Source organism: Paenibacillus sp. sg306046 (assembly GCF_059821225.1).
Genome location: NZ_JCAMRT010000011.1, coordinates 42,122 through 67,588, shown reverse-complemented (window position 1 = coordinate 67,588; position 25,467 = coordinate 42,122). Strand labels below are relative to the sequence as shown.

Annotated in this window: 19 protein-coding genes; 5 read left to right on the top strand and 14 right to left on the bottom strand. The window is 54.4% G+C overall.

The features are described from left to right. Positions 1 to 34: 34 nt before the first annotated feature. Positions 35 to 1,210 (bottom strand): DNA sulfur modification protein DndB, encoded by a 1,176-nt coding sequence (locus tag AC6ROY_RS13075; RefSeq protein WP_500100940.1) that lies wholly within the window; start codon positions 1,208 to 1,210, stop codon positions 35 to 37. After that, the gene (locus tag AC6ROY_RS13070; protein ID WP_500100939.1) at positions 1,210 to 2,385 is read right to left on the bottom strand and encodes a DNA sulfur modification protein DndB; all 1,176 of its coding nucleotides are present in this window, start codon (positions 2,383 to 2,385) and stop codon (positions 1,210 to 1,212) included. The genes AC6ROY_RS13075 and AC6ROY_RS13070 overlap by 1 nt, the downstream gene beginning before the upstream one ends. Before the next feature lie 308 nt (positions 2,386 to 2,693). Here AC6ROY_RS13070 and AC6ROY_RS13065 point away from each other — a divergent pair, with 308 nt between their 5' ends. Further along, positions 2,694 to 3,620 (top strand): aromatic acid exporter family protein, encoded by a 927-nt coding sequence (locus AC6ROY_RS13065; RefSeq protein ID WP_500100938.1) that lies wholly within the window; start codon positions 2,694 to 2,696, stop codon positions 3,618 to 3,620. 71 nt (positions 3,621 to 3,691) lie between these two features. Here the strand turns inward: AC6ROY_RS13065 and AC6ROY_RS13060 are convergent, their stop codons facing one another. The 4 genes from AC6ROY_RS13060 to AC6ROY_RS13045 all read right to left on the bottom strand — a co-directional run bounded on the left by AC6ROY_RS13060 (position 3,692) and on the right by AC6ROY_RS13045 (position 13,115). After that, positions 3,692 to 8,425 (bottom strand): S-layer homology domain-containing protein, encoded by a 4,734-nt coding sequence (locus AC6ROY_RS13060; RefSeq protein ID WP_500100937.1) that lies wholly within the window; start codon positions 8,423 to 8,425, stop codon positions 3,692 to 3,694. A gap of 438 nt (positions 8,426 to 8,863) precedes the next feature. Further along, positions 8,864 to 9,997: a response regulator gene (locus tag AC6ROY_RS13055; protein ID WP_500100935.1), complete on the bottom strand. Its 1,134-nt coding sequence runs from the start codon at positions 9,995 to 9,997 to the stop codon at positions 8,864 to 8,866. A gap of 26 nt (positions 9,998 to 10,023) precedes the next feature. Further along, positions 10,024 to 12,222, bottom strand: a complete 2,199-nt coding sequence (locus AC6ROY_RS13050) for an ATP-binding protein (protein WP_500100934.1) — start codon at positions 12,220 to 12,222, stop codon at positions 10,024 to 10,026. After that, positions 12,204 to 13,115, bottom strand: coding sequence for a hypothetical protein (locus tag AC6ROY_RS13045; protein ID WP_500100933.1), 912 nt, complete (start codon positions 13,113 to 13,115; stop codon positions 12,204 to 12,206). Before AC6ROY_RS13045 ends, AC6ROY_RS13050 begins: the two co-directional genes overlap by 19 nt. A 218-nt stretch (positions 13,116 to 13,333) precedes the next feature. On the opposite strand from AC6ROY_RS13045, the gene AC6ROY_RS13040 reads away from it, so the two are divergent. Both AC6ROY_RS13040 and AC6ROY_RS13035 read left to right on the top strand, forming a co-directional pair. Continuing rightward, complete coding sequence (locus AC6ROY_RS13040) at positions 13,334 to 14,188, top strand: helix-turn-helix domain-containing protein (RefSeq protein ID WP_500100932.1); 855 nt, start codon at positions 13,334 to 13,336, stop codon at positions 14,186 to 14,188. A gap of 148 nt (positions 14,189 to 14,336) precedes the next feature. Beyond that, entirely contained in the window at positions 14,337 to 15,269 is a 933-nt protein-coding gene (locus AC6ROY_RS13035; RefSeq protein WP_500100931.1) for a haloalkane dehalogenase, read from the top strand. 828 nt (positions 15,270 to 16,097) lie between these two features. On the opposite strand, the gene AC6ROY_RS13030 is transcribed toward AC6ROY_RS13035, so the two are convergent. Continuing rightward, on the bottom strand, positions 16,098 to 18,041 hold the full coding sequence (locus tag AC6ROY_RS13030) for an ABC transporter substrate-binding protein (RefSeq protein ID WP_500100929.1): 1,944 nt from the start codon (positions 18,039 to 18,041) through the stop codon (positions 16,098 to 16,100). Positions 18,042 to 18,258: 217 nt separating this feature from the next. On the opposite strand from AC6ROY_RS13030, the gene AC6ROY_RS13025 reads away from it, so the two are divergent. Together AC6ROY_RS13025 and AC6ROY_RS13020 are read left to right on the top strand one after the other, a co-directional pair. Continuing rightward, positions 18,259 to 18,519, top strand: a complete 261-nt coding sequence (locus AC6ROY_RS13025; RefSeq protein WP_500100927.1) for a hypothetical protein — start codon at positions 18,259 to 18,261, stop codon at positions 18,517 to 18,519. Beyond that, positions 18,516 to 18,779 (top strand): hypothetical protein, encoded by a 264-nt coding sequence (locus AC6ROY_RS13020; protein ID WP_500100926.1) that lies wholly within the window; start codon positions 18,516 to 18,518, stop codon positions 18,777 to 18,779. Before AC6ROY_RS13025 ends, AC6ROY_RS13020 begins: the two co-directional genes overlap by 4 nt. Before the next feature lie 466 nt (positions 18,780 to 19,245). On the opposite strand, the gene AC6ROY_RS13015 is transcribed toward AC6ROY_RS13020, so the two are convergent. The 7 genes from AC6ROY_RS13015 to AC6ROY_RS12985 all read right to left on the bottom strand — a co-directional run bounded on the left by AC6ROY_RS13015 (position 19,246) and on the right by AC6ROY_RS12985 (position 25,430). Then, positions 19,246 to 19,470 (bottom strand): helix-turn-helix domain-containing protein, encoded by a 225-nt coding sequence (locus tag AC6ROY_RS13015; protein WP_341418418.1) that lies wholly within the window; start codon positions 19,468 to 19,470, stop codon positions 19,246 to 19,248. Positions 19,471 to 19,749: 279 nt separating this feature from the next. Beyond that, positions 19,750 to 20,211: a large conductance mechanosensitive channel protein MscL gene (gene mscL, locus AC6ROY_RS13010; RefSeq protein WP_500101071.1), complete on the bottom strand. Its 462-nt coding sequence runs from the start codon at positions 20,209 to 20,211 to the stop codon at positions 19,750 to 19,752. Between the two features lie 126 nt (positions 20,212 to 20,337). Beyond that, a complete protein-coding gene (locus AC6ROY_RS13005; protein WP_500100925.1) occupies positions 20,338 to 21,111 on the bottom strand; it encodes a CAP domain-containing protein in 774 nt (257 codons plus the stop codon). A gap of 241 nt (positions 21,112 to 21,352) precedes the next feature. Then, positions 21,353 to 22,000 (bottom strand): YcnI family copper-binding membrane protein, encoded by a 648-nt coding sequence (locus AC6ROY_RS13000; protein ID WP_500101070.1) that lies wholly within the window; start codon positions 21,998 to 22,000, stop codon positions 21,353 to 21,355. 102 nt (positions 22,001 to 22,102) lie between these two features. Then, positions 22,103 to 22,774: a response regulator gene (locus tag AC6ROY_RS12995; RefSeq protein WP_500100924.1), complete on the bottom strand. Its 672-nt coding sequence runs from the start codon at positions 22,772 to 22,774 to the stop codon at positions 22,103 to 22,105. Beyond that, positions 22,771 to 23,583: a sensor histidine kinase gene (locus AC6ROY_RS12990; protein ID WP_500100923.1), complete on the bottom strand. Its 813-nt coding sequence runs from the start codon at positions 23,581 to 23,583 to the stop codon at positions 22,771 to 22,773. The genes AC6ROY_RS12995 and AC6ROY_RS12990 overlap by 4 nt, the downstream gene beginning before the upstream one ends. Positions 23,584 to 23,642: 59 nt before the next feature. After that, entirely contained in the window at positions 23,643 to 25,430 is a 1,788-nt protein-coding gene (locus tag AC6ROY_RS12985) for an adenylate/guanylate cyclase domain-containing protein (RefSeq protein ID WP_500100922.1), read from the bottom strand. Positions 25,431 to 25,467 lie beyond the last annotated feature (37 nt).

Below are 25,467 nucleotides of genomic sequence, written 5' to 3'. Positions count from 1 at the left end.
TGGCTAGCAGCCTGATCCGGCGCCAAGCGCCAAGCTAAGCTGTCGCTTCGTCCTCCGCTGCTCCGGGACCGCTGTGCAGCTCCTGAAACAGCTGGACGAGCCGCCCGTGCTTGCGCAGCGACTTCTCATGAATAAGGTTCAGCTTGCCATTGTCCAGCACGCCGAACCGCTCGGCGAGCAGCCTGTTTTCCTGCGACCAGTCGAAGCCCTCGAAAATGCGCAGGCAAGCCGTCCAGTTCGGCGTATATTGCCCGTCTGTAAACAGGAAACGGTGCGCAAACAACGCAATGCTTTCCTGCATCGCCCGCGCCGACGAGCTGTATTGCGGCAGGCCCGGCTGCTCCGGCATCAGCGGCAGCAGCGCATTGTAGAACTGATGCAAGATCTCAACATAAGCGCCCGGGTCCTTGCGGATTTTGCGGGCAAGCTCGTAGGAGGGCTGCATTTTGCCGGAAAACAGCATCGTTGCGGTGGAATACAGCCAGCTGAACGAGGTGAAGTTTTTGTTATAAGCGGTCAGGTTGGCCCGGCGCTCCACGCCTGCTCCCTTGAGAAAAACATGGTGATCGACGACCTGCTGAATCACCAGATTAAGCGGGTCAATCGAATCGAAGGAATGACCCAGCTCCTTGCTGACCAGCTGCACCTTGGAATTGATGTCGCCGAACAGCTGCTTCTCCTCCTCCTCGCTCAGTCCGATATAAATTTGTGCGCCCAGCTCGCTTTCCATCAACTCCAGCCGCCGGCGCTCCAGCGCTTCCAGCTGACCCGTCAGCAGCTCCAGCTCCGTGGCGGCCTCGGCTTGCTCCGGCTCCTTGCGCAGCACGAGCTTCAAAGAGGTAAGCTTGCGCTCCAGCCGCCTCGTTTCCTTCAGCAGCTGTTCATTCACATACCCGAGCGCCAGCACCCGGTGCTGCCCGTCGAGAATGCTCAGCTTAGAGCCCGGACGCAGCGTAACGCCGTCTCCGGATTTCGCCAGACCGACCACGTCGCGCAGCGACAAAGTAATCGGTCCGAAAAACACGCGATCCAAATCCCGCTCCTGCAAATAATTCGCAATTTTCCGGCGCTGTCCGCCGCTTAGCTTGCGCTGCACCATCGGGTCAATCATCGTATAGTTCAGCAAATCCTGCACCTGAATCGGCACCGTAGCCAGCCCGTAGCGCTCGCAAAACGGGTGAATCGTCATCGTAAGCCGCAAGCCTTCCATCAGCCGACATCCTCCTTCGCGTCCAGCTCCTCCATCATCGCATCCAGCATCTCGGATTCCCGGATGAGGAACAGATGATGTTCTTCATAAAAGCCCTTCACATATTGATACGCCTTCATAATCCGCGAACGGCGCGGCAGCCTGTCCTTCTCATCGCCGCTGTAGATGGCGTTCCAGTCCAGATGAGGCAATATGTGCAGCGCATAATCCAGCGCATACTTGTTGAAACCGCCGCTTTTGGTCGCTTCGCTGTGGAAAAACATTGCCAGCGCAATTTGTAAATTTTCCGACCAGCACAGCTCGCCCTTCTCCGGCGTCGGAAGATGCCGCAGCAATCCAGCAAAGTAATGCTCGGCCACCTTCATCTGCTCCTCGACATCCTGATCCGCAAAGGAATAGCCGTTGCCCCGCGCAGCCGACTTGAGCCGTCCCTCCAGCAAGCCGATCAAAATTTCAATCAGCAGGTGATACGAAAATAAATATTCCGGCCCCTTGCCCCTCTCCGTATACATATCCACCGACAATTGCTTCATAATCGGCGATTCATGAACAAGCCGGGTCGCAAGCACATGGTAAAACCGCCGCTGCTCGCGCAGCACCGCCAGATTGCCGCCGATTTTACGGGGAAGCTTGTTGATATCGGAGAACAGCTGCCGTTCCTGACGCGCATGAATATCCAGATAAATCATCGTGGACATCGGGAATTGATACAGCTTGCTCAGCTTTTTGCCGATTTCCTCCATCCGCTCATCCTCACGGCGGTCCTTGGCTCGCGCCATCGCGCTTTGCAGCGTCTCCATCAGACGGCGGAAAGCCGCTAACCGGTGCTGCCCATCCACAACATACAGCTTCTCAATCGCCTGCAGCCGGTAAACGCCAGCCGACGCGTCGTATTCCCCCGCGCCCCGCGCAGACAAAATCAGCCCGGGAAAATAAATCCCTTGCCCGTGCTCCAGGTACAATTGGATATAATCCATCATCCGCGATAAATTTTGCGGCACTATCGCCCGCTGAACTTCCAGATCGACCTCATACATCGCAAACAGCTTGCTCATCGGCAGCGTGGCCGATAAGGTGGACTGGCCGAACGTTCTGGAGAGGGTTCCCGGAATTTCAATGAAGGACGAGGTCCTCTGAACTGCCAGCAATTCGGACAATGTTGAAATTTGATCCATCGTATATTCACTCCTTTTCCCTGTCAAACTAAACCTGTCTATCATTCAGTATGGACGCTATCTTCCAAAAACATTCAATTCTACCGGGGCGCTCCGCTATTTTTATGAACGCTTTCTTATGAAAAAGCTGCTTCATGCCGGGGTTGCGGTGGAGTGCCATGGCGCTTTCCTTTAGCAAGCCCCAGACCGAAATTGCGTACAACTTGTGAATTTCACCTGTTCCAGGCAAACCCGGCTTAAAAAATCGCGGGCAATGTTATATATTATTACATAAGGACTACTAGGCTCGCTGTAAGGAGAGAGGCTTCATGACTATCGGATTTCGTACACTTAAAACAGCCGTCGGCGTCAGCATCGCCATTTGGCTTGCCCAGGCCTTCTCCCTGAGCTTCTATGTATCGGCGGGCATTTTGACGCTGCTCTGCATCCAGAAAACCCGCAAACAGTCGATCGCCGCGATCTGGGAAAGATTTCTCGCCTGCCTCGTCGGCATCGCCTTGTCGGGAGCCATGTTTCATTTCTTCGGTCATCACCCGCTTATTTTCGTGCCGATGTATATGTTATTTATTCCGATCTGCGTCAAGCTGAAGCTGCAGGGCGGCATTGCCAGCAGTTCGGTCATCATCATGCATATTTTTATGAATGGCAGCCTTAGCACGGCCTTTCTGCTTAATGAGCTGGGTATTATTCTGATCGGCCTTGGCGTCGCGCTAGTCGTCAACGTGTACATGCCGGGCATCGACAAGCAGATTCAGCAATATAAGGAAGACATCAACCGCAACATGTCCATTGTGCTCAGCCAGTTTGCCCGCTATTTGATGGAAGGATACGGACTGTGGGACGGCAAGGAAATGCTGACGCTCGCGAAGCAGCTGGAGCAGGCAAGGCATTTGGCGATCCAGGAGGTTGAAAACAAGCTGACCCGCAGCGACAACCCGTTTTATTATTATTTCGAGCACAAGCAGCAGCAATTTCAAATTTTGGAGCGAATGCTGCTGCTTGTCTCCATGGTTGAATCGACGCTGGAGCAGGGCATCCGAATCGGCCGGCTGATGGATGAGCTGGGACGCGACCTCCAGACCGGCATCGCGCTCACGGATTACCAGGACAAGCTGAAAGCAATCCGCGACTATCACAAGCAGCTTCCGCTGCCGACGACCCGGGCGGAGTTTGAAAACCGGGCCAATTTATTTACACTCGCGAACGAGCTGGAAAAGTTCATCGAGAGTGCCTGAAATCGAGAACACAAAATGGCGGTGCGGGGATAACCTCCCAAGCACCGCCATTTCTTAGTTTCCGTATGTTATTAGATCAGCCCTGATGTTTGCAAAAGCCTCTGAATAGTAATTGCAACCTCAGCGCGGCTAATGAACGCCTTCGGCGCAAGCTCGTCTGTGCTTCGCCCAGATACGAGACCGGCCTGCACGCTGTCTGCAACGCCGCTTTGCGCCCAGTCGGATACATCTGTCGCGTCTCCATACGGACGAAGCACTGCTTCTTCCGATTGAGCGGTCAGTTTGGCTTTCAGTCCTGTAAGCTTCATCGCTCTGGAAAGAATCGTCATGGCCTGTTCCCGGGTAATCTTGTCGTTCGGCCGGAACGTGCCGTCCTTAAACCCGCTAATCAGTTGATAGGCATATGCCGTGTTGATCGCGCTGCTATACCAATCCGAAGTTCTCACATCGGAGAATGACATAGACGTATTTTCCGGTTTCAGTCCCAAGCCGCGTACAAGAATAGCTGCAAACTCGGCTCGGGTGATATCGCGGTCGGGTCTGAACTGACCGCCGCCCGTGCCATCCATGACCATCCGCGATCCCATGTCGTTAACAGCGGCTTTCGCCCAGTGGTTCGCGACATCCAGAAATTCGATCGGATGCCAGACGACCGTATATGTGCTGTTAGTCAAGCTATTGATTTTCGCGTAGTAGTTGCCTTCAATGAGAACGATTTTGGTCGGTACGTGGCGTACCGTTCCATCCTGCTCAACAACGACGCCAGTTGTAATCTTGCTCGGGTCAATTCCGTCCGGCAAAGCCACCATGCGTTCGACATAGACGTTAAATGCCGTGACCTCGACTGTTTTTCCGCCGTGCGTACCTGTTACTGAGAAGTCGAGCGCAGGCGCGACAACGGAAAACTCGCCCTTCGCCTCCATGCTCTCGACAATCTTTGCCATTGTGTCCGTCGGTTGCGCAACCGAGATTTTTAATTGAATGTCCTCCAGTTTCACGTTGCTGCCGAACTTGTCGGCTACTTCGTCAATGTTGATTTCCTTGGCTGGCAACGTGTAGGCTCCCTTGTCTGTCTGCAAAACTAGCGTCGCCGACAGATTCTCCATGTTCTTAACCATCTGACCGTTCAGTTCGCCAACAATGGCGTTCGACGCGGACTTGACCGGAATGGTGACGACTGCATGTACGCCCTCCGCTTCCAACTTCGCCTTCAGCTTGGCCGGATCAACGACAACTGTCGTCGTCTTGATGCCGCCTGATTCCGTTGTTTTTGCTTTGCCGGCATTTTCAACCTTGCCGTTAACCAGCACGTCGACTGTCTCTTCGTTCGGACTAGTCGATGCTCCACTCGTAGACTGAGACTCCGACTGTTCGGCGATCACGGTCGCTACGGTTTGACCAAACTTCACGACGCGGCCTTGCGCGTCTACCTCGGCGATGCCGATCTTGTCGCCGTTCGCCGCCGGGATCATGCTGTCGCTTGGTACGTTTAGATAACTGCTAAGCGTATCGCCGACATTCGGTACGTCTACCGTACCACTGCCGAAGTTGAAGTAGACCAGCCGATGTTCGCCGTCCGGAGCAGGCGTGATCGTTATTCCGGTTTTTCCATCATTTGCTGAGCCGCTCGGATCTCTTACGGTTACCGTCAAACCGCCCGCCGGAACGGGAGCATTCGTCGTGAAGATCAGCGCAGTAGACGGACCCGCCGGAACGGAGCCGCTGGCTGCCACCCGCACTTGAACCGTGTGCTCGCCGCTTAGCTGCGGCATGTTGAGTCCGTTATATCGGACATAAGGTCCGCCGTCAACTGAGAATTCCATCGTTGTGTCCAAACCGACAATCACATTGCTCGCATCATCTGCACTCACATTCGGAGCCGCTGGAATGGTTGCATCCGAGTCATGAACGGTTACTTGAGCGGGAATGGAGGCAAACGCCGTTTCCGTAGCGGCTACACGCACGTAATAGACGCCTGGCTCCAATCCGACAACCGACGTCCCGGTTATGCTCGTCCATGTTCCGGTATTTCCTTTTCTAAACTCCATGGCAAGATTTACGTTGAGAATCGAACCGTCATTAGCTCCGTTATAAGTGACATCCGTTACTGTAACATCGACCGGAGCTGCCGGGCGAGCCGGCAGGCTCAACGTCTGCGACGCGCTGTCGGCCGTCGACGTCCCGTTGCCCTTCTTCACTACGTTTACGGTTGCGCCCAGCCAGCTGCCGTCGATCGCCACTTTCCCGCTGCCGTCCGCCGTCACTGCTGTGCCGTTAATAGTGTATTGACCGTTCGGCTCCAATCCCGTCAGCTGTTCCGCCGCGTAGTCGATCCCCGCCGTCGGTGTCGTCTCCGCTGTCAGCGCCAAAGTAACCGTAATCGTCGCGATCCCTTTTTTGCCGTTGTCTACCGTTGATGTTGCCGTGATCGTATAATCGCCCGGCGCGGCATCGGCCGCAACGGTGACGTTCCCCGTGCCGCTCACCGCTACCTTGTTGCTAGCGTCACTGCTCGACCAATCGACCGTCGTCGCCGCTCCTCCCACCGCGTTTACCGTAGCGGTGAGTTGCCTGCTTCCGCCCTGCACGACGGTATCGGCACCCGGGCTGACGGTTACGCTGTTGACAGCGGGCGGTATTGGCGTAACGGTAATCGTCGCTGTTGCTTTCTTGCTGGAATCCGCCGTCGAGGTCGCCGTAATCGTATAATCGCCAATTGAGGCATCCGTCGCAACGGTTACGTTCCCGGCGCCGCTGACCGCCACCTTGTTGCTCGCGTCGCTACTCGTCCATGTGACCGTCGTCGCCGCTCCGCCTACCGCGTCAACCGCAGCCGTAAGCTGTGCGCTTCCGCCTTGCACGATGCTTTCGGTGCCGGGAGTGACGGTTACGCTGTTGATGGCTGGCGCTACCGTAACCGTAATCGTCGCCGTTCCTATTTTACCGTTATTCGCCGTTGATGTTGCCGTGATCGTATAATCGCCCGGCACGGCGCTCGCCGCCACGGTCACGTTACCCGAGCTATTCACCGCTACTTTATTGGTAATGTCGCTGCTTGTCCACGTGACCGTCGTCGCCGCTCCTCCCACCGCGTCGACCGAAGCCGTGAGCTGTTTGCGGCCGCCCTGCACGACGCTGGAGGTGCCAGGAGTGACGGTTACGCTGTTGACCGCAGGCGCTGCGACGACGGTAATCGCCGTCGTCCCTTTTTTGCCGCTGTCCACTGTTGATGTTGCCGTGATCGTATAAGTTCCCGGCAAGGCGTCCGACGCTACGGTCACGTTACCCGCACTGTTCACCGTCACCTTATTGGTAACGTCGCTGCTTGTCCAATGGACCGTCTTTGCCGTTCCTTCCACCGCGTCTACTATAGCATTGAACTGCCTGCTTCCACCTTGTGTAAGGTTAGCTCTAATCGGGCTTACCAACACGCTGTTGACGGTAGGGAGCGTGACGGTAATCGTCGCTGTTCCTATTTTGCTGTTATTGAACGTAGATGTCGCCGTGATCGTATAATCGCCCGGCACGGCGTCCGCCGCAACACTTACGTTACCGGTGCTGCTCACCGCCACCTTATTGCTAAGATCACTGCTTGTCCACATGACCGTCTCCGCCGCTCCTCCTTGCGCATCTACCGTAGCTTGAAGCTGCTTGCTTCCGCCTTGCGCTAGGCTAACGGAACTCGGAGTCACCGTCACACTATTGACAGCTGGAGGCGGCAACATGGCTACTCGAACTTGTTCAATCGTACTGTTCTGCTCCTGCCACGCTACAAATATCGCATTGTTTAGCGAGGTTACGGCAGGATAAAAAGCAGCTTTCGAAGCATCTACGATAAAACCGTTTAAGCCGACCTCTGCGCTCGTCCAATCCAATCCGGCATACTTCTTCGCGCGAATTTTAAAGACGGGCCTGGCACCGCCTAAGCCCGTATATTCTGACCACACTGCATAGACTTCATGATTAACGACCGCTAAATTAACGTAGTTGCCTCGTAAACCGGGAACTACGTTAATTCCATACTTCCCGTTGCCGTCAATGCTTGTCCAGCCGTTACCGTCGTATTTCTTTACCCGAATTTGGTCGTCCGTCGTCGAATCGACCGGTTCAAACCAAGCTACGTACAGGGCGCCGTCGGCCGCAGCCAACGACGGGTAATACGCGTGTTTCCCGCTAACCATATTTAACCCGTTCGCGCCGACGTCGATCGTCGCCCAGCTTGTCCCGTTGTACTTTTTAGCCCTAAGCTGGTAAATGCCCCCGTTCAGCTCCGACCACACCGCGAACAATTCATTCCCCAGTACCGCTAATGCCGGAAAAGACGCCCCATTTTGAGTCGGATCTATATTTAATCCATTCGGGCCTCCGTCAACGCTCGTCCACTCCGTGCCGTTATACATCTTGACATAAATTTTACCTACTTCAGACCACGTCGCATACAAAGCATTATTGTATTCAACCAGAACAGGGAAGTTAGCATCCTTCGTCGCATCAAAGTTAATTGAGGTCGAGCTTCCTTCCGCGCTTGTCCAGCTTGAGCCGCCATTATATTTCTTGACCCGGATTTGACCTTGAGACGATGTAACCTCTTCGACCCATGCGACATACAAGGCGCCGTTGGATACTGCCATCGTCGGTCTCGTTCCCGATTTTCCCGGATTCATGTTGATGCCGTTCGGACCGTTGCCGTCGACGCTCGCCCAGCCAGTGCCGTTATATTTCTTGACCCTGATCTGATTTGCGGTTACGCCCGGAACAACTTTTTCTTGCCATGCGAGATAAACTTCGCCGTTCAATACGGCCATGACTGGATACTCCGCCCGATTGGTGGAATTTATGTTAAGGCCGTTGGGTCCGCCGCCGTCAATCATCGACCAGCCCCCCGCTGCCGCAGCCTTGTCACCCCCGCTTGAAAAAAACGCTATCCAAAGGATAACGGCGAGTAATAGATAGGCTGTTTGTCTGAATCGATCGTTTTTCTTGTCCATTCTTCGATTCATATTCGGAATCAATCTGCATCTTCCTCTCCTGATCGTCGTCCTTCCTCAAGTCCGGCGTGATCGTCTCCGTTCCTTATTTAGCCACTGTTCATCGCTAACTTTGCTGTGATGGTATAAGCGCCAGGACCGGCATCCGCCGCTACGGACATAGCCACTCCATTATAGCCAGAGCGATGTTGCAAAATTGTTGCAAAACAAAAAAGGAACCCGTTTCAGAGAACAGGCTCCTTCATGCAAAACAGTTCAACTTGTTAAGGTGCGAAGCAATGCGGTCAGCGGGTCCCCCGGCAACACCCCTAGCTCGGTATGGATCAACTCGGCGTATGCATCATAGTAGGCGAACGCGCGCTGGGAACCGCCGATGTGATGGTGCAGCTTCAGCGCTGCTTCCCGCAGCGATTCGTCGTAAGGGTCGTGTTTGATCATCAGATCGGCCAGCTGCAGCGCCTTGAGCGGCTCCGTATCGGCTTTCTCGTAATACAAGAGCAGCTTCTTCCCTAGATGCAGGAAATACTGGCGATACTGCTTGCGGTAAGGCTCACACCAGGCGCTGTCGAACTCTTGCAGGAACGGTCGGCTGCAGCGGTGAACGAGCTGCTCGACCTGAGCCAAATTACTCGGATCCGGCTCCGAGGCGTGCAGCGCGAAAAATTCCAATTCCACCGCGTCCACAATTGGCGCATCATTGGACAAGACTAGCCTGTAGCCATTCCTGACAGAAGCCAGCGCAATCACCGAGCCGCAGTCTCTTAACGTTTTGTTAATTCTGCTAACCGTGCTTCGAAGGTTGATGCCTGCCTTCTCCGCATTCTGGGCCGGCCAAAGCGCCTCGGACAGTTCCCACTTGCTGACCTCCTTCTCCAAGGGCTGCAGCAGCATATAAGCGAACAACTCCGCGCACTTGGATGTAACCCAGCGAACAGGCTCCAGGCCAGCATCCAAATGCAGCGCGAACTTGCCGAACAGCGTGGCGACAACCGCCCGTTGTCCGCCGTTGCTGCCCACGACGTCCCCGCGATGCTGCCGTCTTTTGCCGACGCGTTCCAGCGAACGCTGCAAATCCTCTTCCATCACCGGCTTCAGCAAATAGTCGAGCGCATTCACCCGGAACGCGTCAACCGCGTATTGATTGTAAGCGGTAATGAACACGATCTCCATGTCGAGCTTGTCCGCATATACCTGCTCCGCAATCTCCAGTCCGTTCAACTCCGGCATTTCGATATCAAGAAACAGCACATCGGGCTCCAGCGCTTTCGCCATACCGAGCGCCTCGTGAGGATTCACGCAGCGGCCCAGAACCTTCACTCCGGCATTGACCAACATTCTGTCGATTTGCTCTGCAACCAACTGCTCGTCGTCTACGACAATGGCTCTCATCTTATCCTGCTTTGCCCACCTCTCTGTCAGGGTTCGGCTACTCTCGTGCGGGAAGGAATCAGGAAGGCGACGGTTGTGCCCTTGTCCTGCAAGCTCTCAATCCGCAAGCCTTGTCCGAATTCATTTATCAGCCGCTTATGTACGTTGATCAGTCCGATGCTTCCCTCAAGCCGCTCCCGCTTAAAAATTCGATCCAACTGCTCCTCGGTCATGCCGACCCCATCGTCCTGAACCGTGATCCGCAAGCCCTGCGATTCCAGCTTCGCCTGAATGACCACTGTGCCTCCCGACAATCGTTTCATGATGCCGTGGCGAATCGCATTTTCGACCAATGGCTGCAGGATCAACACCGGAATCAACGTCTCCATTGAAGCCTCCACATCCCATTTCACATTCAGGCGTTCGCCAAAACGGGCCTGCTCCAGCTCAATGTAGGATTTGGTTAGAGACAACTCCCGCTTCAAACTAACCTTGGCATGACGAGGATCAAGATCAAAGCTAAGCCGCAAATAGTTGCTGAATTCGCCAAGCAGCTTGCCTGCCCGCGCGCCGTCGCTGTAGCATAACGAGATAATGCCGCTCAAGGCATTGTAGACAAAATGCGGCTTGATCTGCGATTGCAGAAACAGCGTCTCCATGCGAAGGGCCTGCTCAACTGCTTCTCTCAGTTGCAGCAGCGTTTCCACCCGGGCCAGCAGTTCCTTGCCGTTGAACGGCTTCACCATAAAATCGTTGGCTCCCGCCTCAAGGCCCATCGCGATGTCGGCCGGCGAGCTGCGTACCGTCAGCAGCAACACAGGCAGCTTGTAGAGCGGGCTTTCCTCCCGAATACGCCTGCACACTTCATACCCGGAGAGCTCCGGCATCATCACGTCAAGCAGAACAAGCGACAGAGCACCGCGATACTGCTTGATTAGCTTGAGTGCGTCCGCTCCATTATACGCCACGAAAACCTGATAGCGGCTGTGCGCAAACAACTCCTGCAGCACCTTAATGTTGGTGGGGTCGTCATCTACCAGCAATAGCTTCACCTCGCCGGTTCGCTCCGCCGCATACGGCGATGTTTCCTCCGGCGTCAGCGAGCTTGCGCCGGGCAACGGCTGCGGCTCCGGAGCGACAGCGGTTTCCGTCTGGGCGGCCCCAAGCCGCCTCTGCATTGCCGTCGCCTCCGGCAGCCGCAGTTCGAACACGGAACCTTTTCCCTGCTCCGACCAGCTCAGCTCCAGATCACCGCCCATTTGCAACGCAAGCGCCTTCGATATGTTCAGACCGAGACCGGAAGATTGAAACGCCGAAACCGCAGGTTCTCCGCCACCTTCGTGCAAATCAACTTTGAAAAGCCCGCGTCGCCGCTCCTCGCTCATCCCGGCTCCCGTGTCCGCAAATGTCAGACACAGCCAGCCTTCTCGCGACTCTGCGGCCACCGCCACGCTTCCCTGTTCCGTAAATTTCAACGCATTGCCGACCAGGTTCACGAGAATTTGCTTCAGACGGTTTTCGTCGGTGAACAGATAAAAGGTTCCCGGAGGCACCTGATTGACCAGCCGCACCCGATCATTCCTGCGTAAAAATTTCAGCACTTCGAGTGTAGCCTGCACCGTGCCGCTGACATCGAAGAACCGATTGTGAAACGTCAGGCTTCCGCGCTGCAAGCTCTGAAAATCGATAATATCGTTAACCAGCGTGGACAAGCGGGTCGCCTGGCCAATGATATAGATCAGATTCTCACGATGCCTCTGCGTCATCTCTTCGCTGCTCTGGTCGATAACCACTTGAGCCAGATTGATAATCCCGTGCAGCGGCGTCTTGAACTCGTGGGACGTATGGATGAGAAACTCGTCTTTTTGACGATCGTACGCAATTAGTTGTTCGGCCAATCGCTCGTTTCGCAAGAACGCCTCGCGAACCCGGTCCGACATGAGGAACGATTGCGATAGAACGAGAAGCAGCGGCGTTACGATCATGTAATACGGGTTATCTAGCGCCAGCTGATAGCGTGTCTGGGCATACACCCAACTAATGACAAGGAAAAATAAACCGAGAAAAATATAGTAAACTTGAACCCCGCCATTCCGATAACGGAAAATCCAACGAATCATGAAAGCGAAAGCAACGATTTGCAGAACGATCCCGAGCCAAAGAATATCGACCAAAAATACGTTCGGCATCCCGACCAATGAGATCAGATATACATAAGAGACCCATCTCAGCCACTTAACTTCCACGCTTCCCTTAAGATCCAGGTACAAATAGACATAGAGAGTAAACGAGAAGACGGAAACGTAAGGATAAAAAGCATTTTCTGCAAGAATAGGAAGGACATCGACGGGAACAGGGTTGCCATGACGATTTCATTATCCATGCTGAAAAACAACCCTAATGACAAACAGAACAAGCTGAAAAAGGCGAGATAGGGCTCCTTCCCCCATTGCTTGAACGTACCTGCGAAATAAATCCCGAATACCAGCATCGTGGTGATGACAATCATATCCGCCAGACGGGCATTATCGCGCCTGGCCAATACATCATCTGTTAAGCCGAATTCCGGTGCTTGAACCAATCCGCCTTTTAGATAGCGGTAGCTGGCTATCTGAACGATGATATCAATGGTGTCGGTTTCCGCTTTGATCGTACCGAAAAACGGAAGGTTGCTAGGCACGAAACGATCTGCCGACAAATCCGGTTTTCCGGTACCGCCGAGATCCGAGCCATCCATATAGATGTGGCTGGACATGCGAATCTTTTTGCCTCTAAGGCTATAAAAATCCAGATCGCCAACCGCTATTCGCAGACGGTACGTACCCGCACCATACCCGCTGCCGGAAGAAACGACACTCCCCCAACCTCCAGGAACATGAACGATTCGGCGCTCCGTTTCCAGTGACCTGCCACTGGCGTGAAAATCTTGCGGAGTCAGCAGCTTGTTCTCATAAAATTCCCACTCTCCCCGCAACGGCACAATCCCTTGCTTTGCAAAATTCCATTGTCTGGCGTCCAGCACTCCTCCGCGTGCTTCCGGGTACTGAAACGTAGGATTTAGCCATCCATAGATAAATAGTGATGTAACGACGATAAAAACAACAAGCATGCCGATCAGTACCGTCAATTGTTTTCCCATTGTACCCGTTTCCCGCACCGTCTTCATATCCACACCCAATAATCTATCGTGTATAGCTTTGTTCGACAAAATATGACTCATATCCTTTTTCCAGACCTTAAAAGGCTGCAAGATTCGAGCATGAATGAGTCGCTGACGATATGGGAATCGCCTCTTCATGTACGCTTTGAACGATTAGGATATAATGGAGATTGGGATCGCCATGAAAGGAGTACTTCATGCTTATTCAAAAATTTACCCCTTCACTCATTTTGCAGCCCTATATCGAAGGCATTTTGGTACAAGAGGATTGGAATGCGGTGAATTTTTCCAATCGGAATCCGGTCAAAGTATTGCCCAGCACGATGACGATCATCGGCATACAGTACGGAGAGCCGATGAAATTACTGGAGAATCAACAGGCTGTCCCCTTGGGATCCAGCGGTATCACTGGCCTACATGCTAAAGTAAAGGAATACATCGGCACTGGCGCAATAGGGACCGTTATCATATCGTTCAAGCCCGGAGGCTTGTCCCGGTTTACCCGGTATCCGCTTCACGAATTTCAGAATGCGGATGTGCCGCTGGAGCTTGTTTTCCCCCGGCAAAGCGTCAGGGAGATGGAAGAGAAGTTGGCCGCTTCGTCCGACGCGGGTGAACGGATTGCCATCGTGCAGCAATTTTTGCTGTCAGCGCTGCGGCATCAGGAGGACGAGCAATTGGTTCAGGCGGCAGCACATGCGATCCTGCAGCGGCGCGGCGCGATGTCGATTGAGCGGTTGGCCGCGCAGCTTTATGTGAGCAAACGCACGCTGGAACGCCGCTTCAATGCCTTGATTGGCGCGTCTCCCAAACAATTCGCGGGCGTTGTCCGTTTCCAGCAAACGATTCGGCTGCGCAACGCTGGCTGCGATTATCTGGATATCGTTCACGCTTGCGGTTACACGGACCATGCTCATTTGGCCAAAGACTTTAAGTCGTTCGCCGGAGTAAGTCCCGAGCAATTTTTCCACAGAGAGGTTCAACCCGAATTGAAGCGATTCTTCCATGGGAATGAAACATCCTCCAGCTCCGGCGAACACTTGTATTATTGAATTCTTAGACAAACACGTGCCCTCCGCTGCAGCGGACAGGCTTCTTGTTATGCTGAACAAGGTTGTCGCATTTTTACAATGAGCGGTTCGAGGGGAATGATACACTTTAGTTGTCAATCGAACCTCAAACAAAGGAGTTGCTTCAACCATGTCCCATCCCGAAACGTTGCCTATAGGCAAAAAGTTTCCGTTTGAATCGCACTATATGACGGTAAACAAGGGCCAACTGCATTATATTGATGTTGGAAACGGCGACCCGATCGTGTTCCTTCACGGCAATCCCACCTGGACCTACACGTTCCGCAATATCATTCCTTACGCTCAAACCTCCCACCGCTGCGTTGCGGTCGATCTGATCGGGATGGGCCACTCCAGTAAACCGGATATCGGTTACACCTATCTAGAGCATGTCGATTATGTGACCCGCTTCATCGAACAACTGGAGCTCGACAATATTACGCTGGTTGCTCATGACTGGGGTTCGGCTATCGGCTTGCAATACGCGATGAATCATCCGGATAAGGTCAAAGCCGTTGCTCTGCTCGAACCGCAAGCGTTGTATCCGAATGCAGCCTGGTCCGACTTCTCACCGCCAGAAGCCCATTCCTTGTTTCGGAAACTGCGAGATCCAGAGGAAGGGTGGCCGTACATGCGAGACAACAGCGTGTTCATTGAAGGCATGACAAATACGATCATTAACCGGCCGATCAGCCCGGAGGAGCATGAGCGCTACCGGGAGCCCTTTCTCAAGCCGGAGGACAGGAAACCGATGTGGGTGTTCCCTAACCAAATTCCGATTGAAGGCCAACCAACCGAAGTCGTGGAGGCTGTGAATGCACGCAATGCGTGGTTTACTTCTTCTCCAATCCCGAAGTTGCTGTTCTACGCAACCCCCGGCTGCACGGTACGTGAACCGCAGCTCGCATGGTGCCGGAAGCATTTGCTCAACCTGAGCCTGTTCGATATCGGCAACGGCTTCCACCATCTGGCTGAGGAAAATCCACACGCAATCGGACAGGAATTGCAACGTTGGCTGCAGCAAGTGAACGAAATTGACCATTTGAAAGGAGCAAACATGTAGGCCCAAATGAATGATTTTATAGCCGAGTGGAAACAAGAAACGGAGCTAACTACGCGCGTGTTTCACCACTTGACGGACAAATCGCTTTGAGCAGCCCGTTGCAGACAGCTTCCGCACACTGGGACGCATCGCCTGGAGCATCGTATGCAGCCTACAAGAAACACTGTCGCTCCCCGGATTGAGCACTACAAGAAAGCTAAAAATCGCTCGTCATATCTACCCATTTCAAATCCAGAACAACCGAAACTTTAATCGTATTTCGCAGCACCTTATTTTTATAGTCGCTCTCATTCAGTGCAAAGGAGAAATACTTCGCCGAGTACTGATAACTATAGACTTCTAGGTATCGACTCGACATATCCCCACCACGCACTCCACATGCATCGTATCCATATCCGTATCGTTATGCCCTTTTATCACGTGCCTGTTCCGTTTCCGGCAGGCTGGGGCAGCTGGCACGGACACGGACCGTGGTATGGCCCTGGACCGGGAGGGCCAGGACCCGGCGGACCCGGGCCTGAGCCAGGTGGAATCGGCGGGCCTGGGCATCATCGCGAAGCGAAGGCTTGAGTAGGGGAGCAAGCCTTCTGGCGCGGCAGCCATTGAGCGCTCAATGGCGTGACGGCGCAAGCGGCATAGCCGCGAGGCTTGCGTGTCCTGCTGCGGCTTCTCCCGCTGGCAACAGCAACCAGCCGTCCGAAAATCCGGACGGCTGGTTGCGCTGGTATTTTGGCCTCGGCCAGACCAATTGTATAAGCTGCGTCAAATCGGCCGCGGCTTGTTGCAGCACAGCTGGCTCGTGAAAACGCTCGGTGTGCGCGAGCCTGCTTACTTGATCACCTTCTGCAAAACATCATCAATCATCATCGTGTTGGCAATGGTTCCGGAGTACAGCCAGCTTTTTTCCAGACCGAATTCATAAATCTGCCCTTTGCTGACCGCAGGAATGCTTTTCCACAACGGTCTTTGCAGCTCCTCGGAGGCATCCTTCCCATTGCTGTTTACGAGAAACATGTAATCGACATCCATCTCCGCGAGCTTTTCCAGTGAAATCGAAATCCAGTTGTTTTTGCTCGATGCGGAAGCTTCCTTCACCGCCGCCGGCACGCTGAAGCCCAGGTCCTTGTACAATACGTCGCCGCTGGACATTTTTTCATTGACGACATAGAAATTTTTCTTGCTGTGCCAGATCGCAACCGCTGACTTGGTTCCAATCGTTTGCTGCAGCTTGGCCTTGGCCGCCTTCACCTTTGCTTCGTACGCGTCCAGCGCCTGCTGCGCTTCCGCAGACTTATTCAGCACTTTGCCGATCTCCAGCAGCTCCTGGCGCCAGTCATTATTTTTGTCCATTCCAACCGTATACGTCGGGGCGATTTTCGCATACTGGGCATATTTGTCCCCAGCCACCGTCTCTGCGGAATCAATCAGCAACAGGTCGGGCTGAAAGCTGGTGACGACCTCAAGCGGCAGATCCGATGGGATGGTCGGGACATCCTTCAACGCATCCTGCAAATAAAACTGAACATTGGTCTGCTTGACCGACCATTGGGCCACCGGCTTGATGCCGAGCGCCACGAGATGATCCTCCAAATAAGAGCCGATAATGCGCTGCGGCTTGGCCGGTACCTTCACTTCATTGCCCAGACTGTCCTTGAGTACCCGCTCGGCTGCTGCGGTCTCCGTTTTTTGATCGACGGCCGGTGCGCCTGGAACAGCATTCGGACTGGAGCCGCAGGCGCTCAGCAGCAAGGCGAAGCTCAGCAGCAAAGAGATCACGGTCAATCGTTTCGTTTGGCGATTCATTGTATTTACCCCTTCACGCAATTGTTGATAATGATTATCATCACCGTATTTAGTATAGGGGCGCAATCTCCGCGCAGCAATGGACGATGCAGACACCGCTAATGAACGATATGGACGAGTTGTGAGTTCCGCCTGCTGCTTGTAAACAACGGGCGTAACGCCAGTCAGCTTCTTAAACATGCGGCTAAAATAATAACGGTCCTGAAAACCAACCTCGATCGCTACCTGATGCAGCGAAGCATCTGTATCCCGCAGCAGCTCCTTGGCCCGGTTGACGCGCTGCCGAATGACGTAATCAATCGGGCTGCAGCCGGTGCGACTCTTGAACAACCGCGATAAATGGCGGGGGCTGCAATCCAGCAGCTCGGCCAAGCCTTCTAGCGTCACCTGCTCCGCGTAATGCTCCTCCACATACCGGACCGCCTGCGCCGCCAAATCCGCCTTCAGCATCGGCACGCCCTGATCAGCCAGCTGACGCATCAGCTCATAGACGAACTGGTGAAACAACGACTTGGCATGCAGCCGCTCCAGACTGCCCGACCGCTGCCAATCGCGCTCCAGCAAGCCGAGCTGACGAGCCAGCGACAGCGGATGCTGCGGGGCGAAGCCATATTGACTTTGGAACGGGTTGCACCGCTCCAGCATCCGTTGAAGCTCCGGCACACGCAGCGGCGGCAACACCGCTTTGTAAAACAACATATAATAGTCAAACGGCTCCGCCGTTACCTTGATTTCCAGAAAGGCTCCCTTGCCTGCATGCATAATATGAAACTTCTCGGCTGAATAGATAAGACCGTCAAGCGTCACCTCCGCCGCCCCTCGAATCACCACCAAAAACACGCTGGCCGGCACACGGTACGCTTGCAACCGCTCGTCCTGCTGCAGGCGTGCCTTCCGGACATCCAGGATCGTCTGCGAAGCGTACGTCCACAAGCGAACATGCTCATCCAGATTAAACGAATTGCTCATAGGCAGGTCCCCTTTCCTTGTGTAGCCTGCTGCTGTGCCATTTTGTTGAGAATAATTATCATTCATTTAGTGTAATGGAAATACGGGGTGGGTTCAAGGGGGGCGGGGCCTTACTTGCTTTCATCGTCCATCTGAAAATATGTTAAAACGCCGCTACTCATTGTTCTTCCAACGTTTATGCTATAATAAAATCAAATGACCAAGCGAGGTGAGGCTGATGAAATGGGAACAAATTATGGAACAACACCCGAGCTGCTTTGTATTGGTGGAAGCATTAAAAGCCAAGTCAAGCAATCAGTTACGCCATCTTGAGGACATGACCGTTATTCAAAATTACGATAATCCGCAAGAAGCCTGGAGCGGATACAAGCACTTTCACAAGTTATACCCGTCACGAGAACTATACGTATTCCATACTAGCCGAACCGATGTTGAGGTCGTGGAAGAAATATTCTCAGGTGTGCGGCAACACACATGAACATACATCTCCACAATGGATTGCCAATTGTCTCCTTAACTTTAATTCATAACGACCAGACCATTCAACTTTCGAATGTATTATTCGATACAGGATGTGCCGCGACCATATTTGATACGGATTTACTTACCCATATTGGCATCTATATTGATTTCATTCATGGAAAAGCGAAACGAATGTATGGGATTGGCGGAACAAGTGAAATCTGTTATGAACAGGTCATCCCTCTTTTGAAGATTGAAGCTGTCCAATTGGGCTAGAAGCTATACCCTTGAACTTCCTGCGGGCCGAGCCTTTTCCCGAGGGAGCGTGACGGTAATGAAGCCTTTTAGAAGTAATCGCAGTCGAGCCAGTATTCGACATCACAGGAAGCGGGTCATTCAACGTAAAAAACGATTAGCCAATCAGTGGGGATGGTTCGTCAAATATGACGGCATCTTCGCCAAAGGAAAGATTCATTGTTCCTGCTGGTGGTGTTCCAAAAAGACCCGTCGGCTTGGCTATCCAAAACCAGAGCTTGCAAGAATTGCAGACTGCAAGGATCAGCTCCAAGACTCCGACGAATAAGTACCACAAACAAGCGATGCCTAAAATTAGCATTCCACATCTCCTTGGAAATATAGTTGCGAACCTGCACCCCGCCCACAAACCCAAAAACCCTCTCCCGACGCTTCGGAAGAAGCGTAAAAAGAGGGCTGGATCGGTTCGTCTTGCCAAGCGAAACACTCAAATCGTCAGTTCCCCAAGTTTGATCAGCTCTACTACCGCTTGAGAACGTCCCTTTACGTTAAGCTTTTGCATAACGTTGGAGATATGGTTGCGAACGGTCTTTTCGCTAATAAATAGCTGCTGCGCAATGTCTTTGGTTGTCTTGTCCTGCACAAGCAATTCAAATACTTCGCGCTCGCGGTTCGTCAGCAAAAACTTGCTTTTGTGATCGTTGCCCATCAAAGTGTCACCCCTCCTTGCCGGGTTTTTGTATCAATACAAGGTCTAGGGATACAGTCAAATCCAGTGTATGATGGACACTGTACTCTGGTGCCGCTCCGGGCCAAAAATAGGCGGGACAATGCGAGGCAACATCACAGCAGCAAACGGCGCCCGGTAAAGCATCGCGCTGACGCTGTCCAAACCCAAAAGGCCTGTATCCGGACAGGCTCTTGCGAACCCCTTGCCAGACACAGGCTTATGCTTTAACTGGCTTTCACGGGCAATGCTTCCGCATCCTGCTTACGCTTGCCCGTGGGACTGGCCTCCGACAACAGCGGTACAAAATTTGCAGCGTGTCGCCTTGAGCGGAATTTCGGACAAACATTCCGGGCATTCCTTAACCTCCGGCTTCGGCGCTGGCTTGGCCTCTTCTTTTTTGCGCAGACGGTTCATTTGCTTGACAACCATAAAGATGACAAACGCGATAATGAGAAAGTCGATCAGCGTACTGACAAATTGTCCGTAATTAAGCGTTACCGCTCCAGCCGCCTTGGCCTCCTCCATCGTCTTGTAGGAATGGCCGTCCAGACTGACGAACAGCTCCTTAAACGGCACCTTGCCCAGCAGCAGCCCGACCGGCGGCATAATGATATCGTTAACGATGGATGTGACCACTTTGCCGAAGGCCCCGCCAATAATGACCCCGATGGCCAGATCGACCATGTTTCCCTTCATCGAAAACTCTTTGAATTCCTTCCACAGCTTCGAATTCAACACCCGGATTCCCCCTGATCGCCATAAGTCGGTTCTTGTCGATCATTGTACACCAAACAAGCCCGAGGCAAAAGAGCCTTTTTGCCCGGACTTGCTTGCTGCGAGGACGGCCGCTTATTTCCCGATAAATTGCTGGGTGAACATTTTACCGCATGGGCCTCCATCCACGATGCCGATGCCGATATGGGTGTAGTCCTGGCTCAGGATATTCGCCCTGTGGCCCGGAGAATCCATCAGCGCCTGATGCGCGGCCTGGACACCCTGGTTGCAGGCGATGTTTTCGCCCGCCGTCCGGTAGCTGATGCCGAATTGCTTCATCATATCGAACGGCGAGCCGTACGTTGGCGACTGGTGGGAGAAGTAGCCTTTGTCGGCCATATCCTGGCTTTTGAGCCTTGCGACCTTGGATAATTCAGCATCCGCGGCAAGCGGCGGCAGCCCTGCGGCAGCTCTCGCCTGGTTGACCAGCTCCAGCATCTGCTGCTCCTCAGCCGATAGCCCGGAAGGCGCAGGCTGCGGCACGTTCGGCTCCGGCGTCGGTTCCGGCGCTGGGGCAGGTGTCGGCGCAGGAGCCGGCTGCTTCGGAATTTTCGCCTGGGCGTAAGCCCACAAAATCGACTCCAGAGTCTTGTCATCGACAGCGCCTGTTACAGGCAGGCCGTAAGCCTTCTGAAACAGCTTCACCCCGTTTTCCGTCTCGGGGCCGTAGTAGCCGGTAATGTTGCCCGGCAAATAACCGAGCGACTTGAGCATCCCTTGAACCGCATAAACGTCCGGACCTTGACTTCCTTTGCCGAAAGCAAACACGCTTCCCGCCATGGACAAGCTAAGCAGCAGTACGATCAGCAGTGCAGCAAGCTGTTTTTTCAAACGCGACGAATTCACCATGTACCGAAATTCCTCCTGATGTCCTGAATTCTGGCGAATGGCCTGACAGCCATCTCTTCTTCCAGCATCCCCGTTTCCCGGTGAAATTATGAAACGCCGCCGCTAAACGGCAAAAAGGACCCCGGCTCCCACGGAGCCGCTCCTCAAAGGTTAGATCAATCCAACCCTTGGGATGCAGCTCACTCCAGATGGGAAAGCCTGAGGTCCTGCTGTTAGGGAAACCGAATGCCTGTAGCGTTAATTATTGCTTCCTCCGGCTGAGCGAAATCAACAGCGCGACGCAGCCGAGCACAATGCCCGCAATCGACAAATACAACGATGCGCTTGAAGTCGCAGGAGCTGCTGCGGCCGGCTCAGATGCCGCCTTAGCGCCTGCAGCTGGGGCCGCGGCCGTATGGCCGTGGCTGTCCGTCGCCGCGTCAGCTGACTTAGGGTTGACCTTCGTCACGGACGCCGGTTTATCCGAGCCGGCTGCGCCTACCCACTCCACGACCGAATTGTCGTTATACGTTTGGTAGGCTTTCCAGGTAATCGCAGTCGCGGTATCAGCCACTTTGCCCTGCATATAAAATTCGGTGAACTCGGTCGCTCCGAGTCCTTCACCGGTTGCAGTCCAAATGACGCCGGAAATTTTATCGCCTTCCTTGGTCAGCTCGTATTTCCAGCCTGGCTTGGGCTCAAAGCGGGAAACAGTCACCGAATCCAGCGGGAATTTCACCTCGACCTTGATTGTCGGAATGGTTTTCTCGTTCGGCACGCGAAGGGTAAACTTCTCATAGCTGCCTTGTGTGGACTCGGCCGGCTGCACGGTTACGTGAGCGCTTGCTACTCCAGACAACAGCAGCGACAGAAACAGGACAAGCACAAATGTCCCATAAGCAGGTTTCATCATCTTCATTTTTCGTAAATAGCCCCTTCCTGATCTACAGCGGTCAGTATTTCCATTTCTAATGTACCGCAAACGACAGCAGGAGGACATGACTCGACTGGGCTATTTTTCCGACGGTTTTTGGACATTTTGTGTCAAGCCATGGCGTACCGCATAAGCCGTGAGCTGAACCCGGTTATCCAGCGACAGCTTGCCCAGTATGTTTTTGATATGATTTTTAACCGTATTTTCGGTAATGATCAGCGCAACGGCAATTTGGCGGTTGCTTTGGCCGGCGGCTACATGGCTGAGAATTTCGTGCTCGCGCTGTGACAGCGTGCTTGGCGCAACGTCGTTCTCCCCGCCCCCTCCCGCGCTGCGGAAAGACTGGAACAGCCGGTCCGCCATCCCGCGCGATATTTCGCTGTTCTCGTCCAGCAAGCCGCGCAGGTAGTGAATCCAGTCCTCAGGGTTCATGTTTTTAAGCAAGTACCCTTGAGCCCCGTGCCGAACGGCGGTGAACAAGTCGGCGACATCGTCGGAGACGGTCAGCATGACGATCCGGATATGCGGATACAGCTGCTTGATCCGCCGGGTCGCCTCCAGCCCGCCAAGCCCCGGCATCCGGATATCCATCAGCACCACGTCAGGCAGAAGCTCCGGGCATAGCTCAAGCGCCTGCTCGCCGCTGGACGCTTCGCCGATCCATTCGAAGTCCGGCTCGCCGCCCAGCAGCGCGCGAACCGCGCGGCGGGCAAGCGGATGATCGTCGGCTACCAGCACACGGTATCTCATAGCTTTCCTCCCTCCTGCAGCCTGCCGGTCAGCAGCAGCTCCATGCCGCCTCCGCGCGAAGAGCGCAGCTCCAGCTCCGCCCCCAGCTCCAGCGCCCGCTTACGCAAAATCGACAGCCCGTACCGGCTCTCCGAGACGTCGGACGCCGCATCATAGCCAATGCCGTTGTCCGCAATCCGCAGCCGCCAGGCTCCGCCAGCCGCCAGCCGGCCCAGCTCCAGCACAGCCTGATCGGCCTGGGAATGCTTGCGAATATTCGTGAACGCTTCGCGGATGATTGAAAACAACGCCACCTCCGCCGAAGGCGCAATCGGTTCGCCGTCCAGCGCAAGCGACGATTCGACAGGTATGCCGGTCAAGCCGCTCCATTCCTCCAGCCAGGCACGCAGCCTGCTTTCGAAGGTTGCCCCCTCCTCCGGCGCGGTCCGCAAATTAAAAATCGCCTGACGGAGATGATGGTCGATTTCGGATACCGCCTCGCGCGCTTCGTGCAGCTGCCCCTTCGTCAACTGCACGTTGAGAAAAAACAGCACCTGCGCAATGTTGTCATGCAGTTCCTCAGCCAGCCGCTCCCGCTCCTCATACACCGCGCGTTTCGCTTTTTCGGCGGCCAATGTTTCGTTCATTGCGCCGATGCGGCGAAACATCCAATTTCCGAATACATAAGACAACAGCAGCGTCAGCAGCGTCATGTACAAATTGCCCGTCTCCATCGAAATCAGGTGCAGCAAAAAATCGTGGCGCACATATTCGAAGCCCCCAATTACAACCGGCGGGAGCAAAATCGTACACCATTTTAACGTACTCATCGACCTTTGGATCGCCATCACACACTTTCCCGTTCGTAGGTTATCGGGCGGCCGACAGGCTAAGCGGTCACAATCAATCGCACCAGCTCGATTTCCCCGTCAATGCCCTTTAATTGCTCACTGAAAAATTCCTGACCCGGCCGATACGCATTCAGCAGCTCCCGAACGCCTGGCCGCCGCGCGCACTCCCGGCTAATAATAATATCTCCGCCGAGGCTCAACCCTTGCGCGCGCGCAGCCAGGTTCACCGTGCGGCCGAAGTAGTCCAGCACCTCGCCGGCATTGACGGCAATCGCCGGTCCATGGTACAGCCCCAGCTTGATCACCACCTGCTCCGCCTCCGCCTGAACGCCGGTTTGAATATCAAGCGCCGCTTTAACTGCATGTTCCGGATATTGAAATACGGCCATCACCGCATCCCCGATCGTCTTCACCAGCGCTCCGCCGTTGGCTTCAATATGACCGAGCAGAAATTCAAAATGACGCCGCACCTGGCTGTACGCCTGCACATCGCCGACTTGCTCATAGAAGGCCGTCGAGCCGCGCAAATCGCTGAACAGCAGCGTTACGCTTTCAATCCCGATCTGCTGACCGGGCGCCAGCACCTCGGAAGAAAACAGCGTCCGGAACTCCTGCATCGCCGTCACCTTGGCAGCGGTCACCGTATCCGTACTCCATTCGGAGCGCTCCAGCACAACGTGAATCCGCTCCGTGCTGCGGTTGACGATCGTAAACGGCGCCCCAGCCTCCGGCTCCTCCGCCTCAGCCGCCGACCACTCGCCGTCCTCTCCATAGACGAGCGGCTGCGACGGACCGTCCGTCTCCCCGCTCCCGGTCAGAAGCACAATCCGGTTCGAACGAAGCGCCCGAATGCGCAAAGGCGTGCTTAGCTCCGGATAAACAAGCTGCTTCGCCTGTCCCGGCTCAAGCTCCAGCTGCGCGTATACATGCGGGGTAATCAGCGGTCCGCCTACACAAAACACCTGCTTGTCCGCCCGGCGAATTTGCGAATGCACTGTAAAACAAAGCTCCACATAGTTATCGAAATTCGCCGTATATTCGATTCCGCAAAAATCGCAATGAAACCTCGGGTCGATCTCCGCCATCCGGCCTGCACCGAGCTTCGATACGCGGCAGTTCGGACAAATGAGCTGCCAGCTCAAGTTCGTCAAGCCGGCCCGCGTAGCATGCAAAAACAACCGAAGCGTCGCTTCCCGGTCGGTGCCCCACAACGCCGCCAGCTGGAACGGCCTCATATCCACAACCCCGTCGTCATCCGATCTGTGCAGATGCTCGCGAAACCGGTCCAGCAGAAGCGGCTCGAACGAAGCCTCCGGCAGCACCTTCATCAAGCGGTCCAGCTCGGCCCCCTTCACCTCGAAGCTGGCTCTCGCTTGCGGCAGCAGATGGCCTTCCCCTGCGGCATGCTGCCTGACGCTTTCCTCCAGAAAGTCGATCGTCTTGCGCATCGCCCTCAAACCGACGAGCGGAATGGCAACTAATCCGAGCGGGTTAGCTGGCGTAAACTCCGCAAACAGCCGCACAAAGGTGGCCGGACTGCCGTCCGGCAGTCGCTCATCGGCGTCCTCCAGCTCAATCCCGCCGTAAAACTTACGCAGCGGGCCGCCCTCATAATCGCGCACGACGGCATAGCTCCTGTTCGTAATCCATTCAAACGGATGCTCGCGCCAACGCATCGGGACGATGCCGAATGCCCGCGCCTCAAGGTCTTGAAAAAAACGGCTGCCCTGAAACCGGAGCGTACGCCGCCGAATCGGATACAAGCCGATGACCCGGTTCAAGTGGTCCGTCTGGCTGAGAAGCTCCCACACCTTGCGGCGGGGCAAAGGAAAAACTCGCTCGATCGTATGCTTATGCGGTGTG

Bases quoted from the DNA above. Each gene is read 5' to 3' on its own strand.
- AC6ROY_RS13075 (WP_500100940.1), bottom strand. From the start codon at position 1,210: ATGGAAGGCTTGCGGCTTACGATGACGATTCACCCGTTTTGCGAGCGC.
- AC6ROY_RS13070 (WP_500100939.1), bottom strand. From the start codon at position 2,385: ATGGATCAAATTTCAACATTGTCCGAATTGCTGGCAGTTCAGAGGACC.
- AC6ROY_RS13065 (WP_500100938.1), top strand. From the start codon at position 2,694: ATGACTATCGGATTTCGTACACTTAAAACAGCCGTCGGCGTCAGCATC.
- AC6ROY_RS13060 (WP_500100937.1), bottom strand. From the start codon at position 8,425: ATGGCCGTATTGAACGGCGAAGTTTATCTCGCATGGCAAGAAAAAGTT.
- AC6ROY_RS13055 (WP_500100935.1), bottom strand. From the start codon at position 9,997: ATGAGAGCCATTGTCGTAGACGACGAGCAGTTGGTTGCAGAGCAAATC.
- AC6ROY_RS13045 (WP_500100933.1), bottom strand. From the start codon at position 13,115: ATGGGAAAACAATTGACGGTACTGATCGGCATGCTTGTTGTTTTTATC.
- AC6ROY_RS13040 (WP_500100932.1), top strand. From the start codon at position 13,334: ATGCTTATTCAAAAATTTACCCCTTCACTCATTTTGCAGCCCTATATC.
- AC6ROY_RS13035 (WP_500100931.1), top strand. From the start codon at position 14,337: ATGTCCCATCCCGAAACGTTGCCTATAGGCAAAAAGTTTCCGTTTGAA.
- AC6ROY_RS13030 (WP_500100929.1), bottom strand. From the start codon at position 18,041: ATGAGCAATTCGTTTAATCTGGATGAGCATGTTCGCTTGTGGACGTAC.
- AC6ROY_RS13025 (WP_500100927.1), top strand. From the start codon at position 18,259: ATGAAATGGGAACAAATTATGGAACAACACCCGAGCTGCTTTGTATTG.
- AC6ROY_RS13020 (WP_500100926.1), top strand. From the start codon at position 18,516: ATGAACATACATCTCCACAATGGATTGCCAATTGTCTCCTTAACTTTA.
- AC6ROY_RS13005 (WP_500100925.1), bottom strand. From the start codon at position 21,111: ATGGTGAATTCGTCGCGTTTGAAAAAACAGCTTGCTGCACTGCTGATC.
- AC6ROY_RS13000 (WP_500101070.1), bottom strand. From the start codon at position 22,000: ATGAAACCTGCTTATGGGACATTTGTGCTTGTCCTGTTTCTGTCGCTG.
- AC6ROY_RS12995 (WP_500100924.1), bottom strand. From the start codon at position 22,774: ATGAGATACCGTGTGCTGGTAGCCGACGATCATCCGCTTGCCCGCCGC.
- AC6ROY_RS12990 (WP_500100923.1), bottom strand. From the start codon at position 23,583: ATGAGTACGTTAAAATGGTGTACGATTTTGCTCCCGCCGGTTGTAATT.